The organism is Streptomyces sp. SID5910 (assembly GCF_009862125.1).
Taxonomy (GTDB): Bacteria; Actinomycetota; Actinomycetes; order Streptomycetales; family Streptomycetaceae; genus Streptomyces.
Genome location: NZ_WWHX01000210.1, coordinates 1 through 5,009 on the forward strand (window position 1 = coordinate 1; position 5,009 = coordinate 5,009).

Annotated in this window: 5 protein-coding genes; 4 read left to right on the plus strand and 1 reads right to left on the minus strand. The window is 70.9% G+C overall.

Annotated features, from left to right (window positions below; translation table 11 throughout):
- Positions 1-69: 69 nt before the first annotated feature.
- Positions 70-1,092, minus strand: coding sequence for a Gfo/Idh/MocA family protein (locus tag GTW67_RS07450; RefSeq protein WP_161164011.1), 1,023 nt, complete (start codon positions 1,090-1,092; stop codon positions 70-72).
- A 129-nt stretch (positions 1,093-1,221) separates the two neighbouring features.
- Between GTW67_RS07450 and GTW67_RS07455 the strand changes: the two genes are divergently transcribed.
- The 4 genes from GTW67_RS07455 to GTW67_RS07470 all read left to right on the plus strand — a co-directional run bounded on the left by GTW67_RS07455 (position 1,222) and on the right by GTW67_RS07470 (position 4,963).
- Positions 1,222-1,959: a GntR family transcriptional regulator gene (locus GTW67_RS07455; RefSeq protein ID WP_346010589.1), complete on the plus strand. Its 738-nt coding sequence runs from the start codon at positions 1,222-1,224 to the stop codon at positions 1,957-1,959.
- 174 nt (positions 1,960-2,133) lie between these two features.
- Positions 2,134-3,138 carry a substrate-binding domain-containing protein gene (locus GTW67_RS07460; protein ID WP_161164012.1) on the plus strand — a complete coding sequence of 335 codons (1,005 nt, stop codon included), beginning with the start codon at positions 2,134-2,136 and terminating at the stop codon, positions 3,136-3,138.
- Positions 3,135-4,175 (plus strand): ABC transporter permease, encoded by a 1,041-nt coding sequence (locus GTW67_RS07465; RefSeq protein WP_161164013.1) that lies wholly within the window; start codon positions 3,135-3,137, stop codon positions 4,173-4,175. Before GTW67_RS07460 ends, GTW67_RS07465 begins: the two co-directional genes overlap by 4 nt.
- A complete protein-coding gene (locus GTW67_RS07470; RefSeq protein WP_161164014.1) occupies positions 4,172-4,963 on the plus strand; it encodes an ATP-binding cassette domain-containing protein in 792 nt (263 codons plus the stop codon). Before GTW67_RS07465 ends, GTW67_RS07470 begins: the two co-directional genes overlap by 4 nt.
- Positions 4,964-5,009 lie beyond the last annotated feature (46 nt).

The following is a 5,009-nucleotide window of genomic DNA, read 5'->3' on the forward strand; positions in this document are numbered from 1 at the left end:
GCGGGGCCGGTATCCGGAGGGCCCGTCAGCTCGCTGCCGAGTCCGCCGCGCCCGGCACCCGCGGGCCCCTCAGCCCGCCGCCGGGTCCGCCGCGCCCGGTACCTCCGACGGGCGCACCGCCCTGCGTTCGCGCCGGGAGATCTCGCACGCCTCGGCGATCTGGAGGGCCCGCAACGCCTCGCGGCCGTCGCACGGGTTGGGCCGCTCCCCGCGGACCACCTCCACGAACGCCATCAGCTCCGCCTCGTAGGCCGGCCCGAAGCGCTCCACGAAGCCCGTCCACGGCTTGTCCGCGGCCGGCGGCCCCGTCGGCTCGGTCGACGCGATGGGCGTACGGTCGTCCAGCCCGACGACGATCTGGTCCAGCTCCCCGGCCAGCTCCATGCGCACGTCGTACCCCGCGCCGTTCAGCCGCGTCGCGGTCACTGTGGCCAGCGTGCCGTCGTCCAGCGTCAGCAGCGCCGCGCCCGTGTCCACGTCGCCCGCCCCGCGGAACAGCGGCGGCCCGGCGTCGGACCCGGCCGCGTACACGTCGACGACCTCCCGCCCCGTCACCCAGCGCAGCACGTCGAAGTCGTGGATCAGCGTGTCCCGGTAGAGCCCGCCGGACTGCGACAGATACGCGGCGGGCGGCGGCGCCTGGTCGCTCGTCACCGCCCGGACGGTGTGCAGCCGGCCCAGCCGCCCCGACCGCACCGCCTCCCGCGCCCCCGTGTACCCGGCGTCGAAGCGGCGCTGGAAGCCCATCTGGAGGATCGTCCCCGCGGTCTCCACCTCGGCGATCGCCTGGAGCGTGCCGGCCATGTCGAGCGCGATGGGCTTCTCGCAGAACACCGGCAGCCCCGAGCGCGCCGCCCGGCCGATCAGTTCGGCGTGGGCCGACGTCGCCGTAGTGATCACCACGGCGTCCACACCCCACCGGAAGATCTCGTCCACCCCCGGCGCCGCCGTCTCACCCAGCCGCTGGGCCAGCGCCTGCGCCCGCCCCAGATCCGCGTCCGTGAGGATCAGGGACCCGACGTCGCGATGGCGGCTGAGCGTGTTGGCGTGAACGGTGCCGATGCGGCCCGTACCGATGACCCCGATGCGCATGGAATCAAAGTGGGCTCACAGCCCGGGCGCTGTCAATGTGTATGTCCGGACAACCGAACTACACGACTTCCCGTCAACAGCGCACGGAGCTACGCTCGGCCCGTGCCGAAACCAGAAGTGGACCCGACCGTGGCGCTGTCCCTCAGCGTGGATCGCAGCAGCCCCGTGCCGCTGTACTTCCAGCTGTCGCAGCAGCTGGAGGCGGCGATCGAGCACGGAGCGCTGACCCCGGGAAGCCTGCTGGGGAACGAGATCGAGCTCGCCGCCCGGCTCGGCCTGTCCCGCCCCACCGTCCGCCAGGCCATCCAGTCCCTGGTCGACAAGGGCCTGCTCGTGCGCCGCCGCGGAGTCGGCACCCAGGTGGTGCACAGCCAGGTCAAACGCCCGCTGGAACTCAGCAGCCTCTACGACGACCTGGAGGCGGCCGGACAGCGCCCGGCCACCAAACTCCTGGTCAACACGGTCGTACCGGCCACGACCGAGGTCGCCGCCGCGCTCGGCGTGGCCGAGGGCAGCGACGTGCACCGGGTCGAGCGGCTGCGCCTCGCGCACGGGGAGCCGATGGCGTACCTGTGCAACCACCTGCCGCCCGGCCTCCTCGACCTGGACACGGACCGGCTGGAGGCCACCGGCCTCTACCGGCTCCTGCGCGCCGCCGGGATCACCCTGCACAGCGCCCGCCAGTCCATCGGCGCCCGCGCCGCCACCGCCGCCGAGGCCGAGCGGCTCGGCGAGGCGGAGGGCGCGCCGCTGCTCACCATGCGGCGCACCACGTTCGACGACACGGGGCGCGCGGTCGAACTGGGCACGCACACCTACCGCCCGTCCCGCTACTCCTTCGAGTTCCAGCTGCTCGTACGGCCCTGACCTGCGCCGACCGGCGGGCCCGGTTCGCCGTGCGCGTTGGTCTCAATGTCCGGACAATGTGACCGACCGCCGCTCCCCGGCACCGCATGACCGATGCCCGTGTCGGACAATGGGGCGTTTGGGATTTCCAGAGCCCGGCAGCACAGCACGGCACAGCAAGAAGGGCACGGCCTCGTGGCACGGTTTCGGACATGGGTGGGCATCGCACTGGCAGGGGCACTGTCGGTGTCCCTGGCCGGGTGCAGCAGCACCGGCGGCAAGCGCGCCGAGGACGCCCGCAAGGCCGCGGCGGCCGAGGGGAAGGCGGCGGTGAGCACCCCCCGCTGGACCTTCGCGATGATCACTCACTCGGGTGATGGCGACACCTTCTGGGACATCGTCCAGAGCGGCGCGGAGGAGGCCGCCAGGAAGGACAACATCAACTTCGTGTACTCGCACGACGACGAGGCCCAGCAGCAGGCGCAGCTCGTGGACGCGGCCGTCGACAAGAAGGTCGACGGGATCATCGTCACGCTCGCCAAGCCGGACGCGATGAAGGCCGCCGTCGCCCGCGCCGAGAAGGCCGGCATCCCCGTGGTCACGGTGAACTCCGGCTCGCAGGAGTCCAAGGCCTTCGGGGCGCTCACCCACATCGGGCAGGACGAGACGATCGCCGGCGAGGCCGTCGGCGAGGAACTGAACCAGCGCGGCCGCAAGCAGGCCCTCTGCGTCCTGCACGAGCAGGGCAACGTCGGCCACGAGCAGCGCTGCGACGGCGTCGAGAAGACCTTCGACGGCAAGGTCCAGCGGCTCTACGTCAACGGCACCAGCATGCCCGACGTGCAGTCCGCCATCGAGGCCAAGCTCCAGACGGACAAGTCCCTCGACGCGGTCGTCACCCTCGGCGCCCCCTACGCCGACACCGCCGTGCAGGCCAAGGAGAGCGCGGGCAGCAAGGCCGAGATCGACACCTTCGACCTCAACGGCAAGGTGGCCGCGGGCCTGGAGGACGGCTCCCTCGGCTTCGCCGTCGACCAGCAGCCCTACCTCCAGGGCTACGAGGCGGTCGACCTGCTGTGGCTGTATCGCTACAACGCCGACGTCCTCGGCGGCGGCCGGCCGGTGCTCACCGGACCGCAGATCATCACCAAGGACGACGCCGCCGCGCTGGCCGACTACACGGAGCGGGGCACCCGATGAGCGCCACGCAGGCCGTGGACGCCGACGAGAGGCTCGTGCAGACCTCTGCGCTGCGCAAACTGCTCGGCCGCCCCGAGCTGGGCTCCGTCGTCGGCGCGGTCGCCGTCTTCGTCTTCTTCGTGTTCTTCGCCGACAGCTTCCTGCGCGCCTCCAGCCTCAGCACGGTGCTCTACGCCGCGTCCACGATCGGCATCATGGCCGTGCCCGTGGCGCTGCTGATGATCGGCGGCGAGTTCGACCTGTCCGCGGGCGTCATGGTCACCTCGTCGGCCCTGGTGTCGTCGATGTTCAGCTACCAGATGACCGCCAACGTCTGGGTCGGCGTCGGCGTCTCCCTGCTGGTCACCCTCGCGATCGGCGCCTTCAACGGCTTCATGCTGACCCGCACCCGGCTGCCCAGCTTCATCATCACGCTGGGCACCTTCCTGATGCTGACCGGCATGAACCTGGGCTTCACCAAGCTGATCGACGGCACCGTCTCCACCAAGTCGATCGACGACATGGAGGGCTTCCCCTCCGCCCGCGACGTCTTCGCCTCCACGATCACCGTCGGCGGGGTCGGCTTCAAGGTCACCATCCTGTGGTGGCTCGCCCTGGTCGCCGTCGTCAGCTGGATCCTGCTGCGCACCCGCGCCGGCAACTGGATCTTCGCGGTCGGCGGCAACAAGGACGCCGCCCGCGCGGTCGGCGTCCCGGTCACCAGGACAAAGGTCGGCCTCTACATGGGCGTGGCGTTCGGCGCCTGGATCTCCGGCCAGCACCTGCTCTTCTCGTACGACGTCGTCCAGTCCGGCGAGGGCGTCGGCAACGAGCTGATCTACATCATCGCGGCCGTCATCGGCGGCTGCCTGATCACCGGCGGCTACGGCAGCGCCGCCGGCTCGGCGGTCGGCGCCCTGATCTTCGGCATGACCAGCAAGGGCATCGTCTTCGCCGAGTGGAACCCCGACTGGTTCAAGTTCTTCCTCGGAGCGATGCTGCTCCTCGCGACCCTGCTCAACGCCTGGGTCCGCAAGCGCGCGGAGGCCACCAAGTGACGCAGACCGAAACCCGGGCGCCCCTCGTCGAGCTGTCCGGCGTCAGCAAGCGCTACGGCAACGTCCGCGCCCTCGAAGGTGTCTCGCTGGCCGTCCACGCCGGTGAGATCACCTGCGTGCTCGGCGACAACGGCGCGGGCAAGTCGACCCTCATCAAGATCATCGCGGGGCTCCACCAGCACGACGGCGGCACCCTCGCCCTCGACGGCGAGGACACCCGCCTGTCCTCGCCGCGCGAGGCCCTGGACCGCGGTATCGCCACCGTCTACCAGGACCTGGCCGTCGTCCCGCTCATGCCGGTCTGGCGGAACTTCTTCCTGGGCTCGGAGCCGCGCAAGGGCGCCGGCCCCTTCAAGCGCATGGACGTCGACCACATGCGCCGCACCACCCACGCGGAACTCCTGCGCATGGGCATCGACCTGCGCGACGTGGACCAGCCCATCGGCACCCTCTCCGGCGGCGAACGCCAGTGCGTGGCCATCGCCCGCGCGGTGCACTTCGGCGCGAAGGTCCTGGTCCTCGACGAACCGACGGCGGCGCTAGGAGTGAAGCAGTCGGGCGTGGTCCTGAAGTACGTGGCGGCAGCCCGAGACCAGGGCCTGGGCGTAGTCCTCATCACCCACAACCCCCACCACGCGTATTTGGTGGGCGACAGATTCGTGCTGCTGAAGAGGGGCACGATGGTGGGGTCGTATACGCGAGATGAAGTCACGCTGGACGAGCTGACAAGGCAGATGGCAGGCGGAAACGAGCTGGACGATCTACGCCACGAACTGCAACGCCGCTAAGGGGCGCGGGGCTGTATCGATGTGCGGCTCCGCCGCGTGGGCGCGA

What these genes read in the sequence shown, in the direction of transcription:
- GTW67_RS07450 (WP_161164011.1), bottom strand. Translation starts at nt 1,092, where the DNA reads ATGCGCATCGGGGTCATCGGTACGGGCCGCATCGGCACCGTTCACGCC.
- GTW67_RS07465 (WP_161164013.1), top strand. Translation starts at nt 3,135, where the DNA reads ATGAGCGCCACGCAGGCCGTGGACGCCGACGAGAGGCTCGTGCAGACC.